Source organism: Dellaglioa sp. CoH-55-MRSF-8 (genome assembly GCF_056782195.1).
The window spans coordinates 1-731 of the sequence record NZ_JBXAYH010000033.1 but is presented as its reverse complement, the minus strand read 5'-3'; the positions used below and the strand labels follow the sequence as shown (position 1 = coordinate 731).

At 53.1% G+C, this 731-nt stretch carries 1 protein-coding gene; it reads left to right on the top strand.

The genetic code is table 11. The annotated features are described in order from the left end of the window. Positions 1 to 731 (top strand): hypothetical protein (locus AC1RPW_RS07740; protein WP_481769401.1); only part of this gene is annotated, 731 nt, incomplete at both ends.

Below are 731 nucleotides of genomic sequence, written 5' to 3'. Positions count from 1 at the left end.
CGACTGCTTGCTGCGGGTTCGTCTCGATATGCCCGGCAAGGATCGAATCTCGTTGATCTTTGACGAAGCGCGTCAATGTGTTCAGACCTCACTCACGGTGAAAGCTCCCGCCAAAGTTCTTCAAGACCTGAAGCAATGCGTAGAAGTGATCGAACCGCGCGAGTATCGTGGTGGCGTTCTAGCCCGATGGTCATGGAAATCCGGCGCGGAGCCCATGACCGAACATCGCCTGAAGCGAATTTGGGAATCTGCACAGCGCCCTAAGGCACAGTACGTGACTCGTTTGCACAAGGTGCTTGAACATGTGCGCAACGGTACGCTGCATGTGTGGGTCGCATTTCACGAAGAGCAGCGCAAGGGCGAATTGCAGAATGTAGAAGTCCAGATCACGCTCAGCCCCCAACGTTTGTTCTACGGGTACGGCCGTGTCCTGATACTCTCAGCCTTTTTTAATCATTCTCAGATGTACTATCTGCTGAAACGCGGGGAACTCGCAGGTAAGATAAGCCAGTATGCAGCCTCGAAGGACGCCACCCTCTTGATTGATGTGTCCGATCAGCTCATTCGTGCGGATCGCATTGAACGCATCCGCGATGCGCGGCTTGCGTGCGCCACTATGACCTATATCTTCGAAGAGGAATCGTTGACGAAGGCTCATATCAATCAAGGCATCGTGATTCCTTATATGCCGACGTGGCGTCGAGACGAAGTGAACGAAACTTATACGAAGC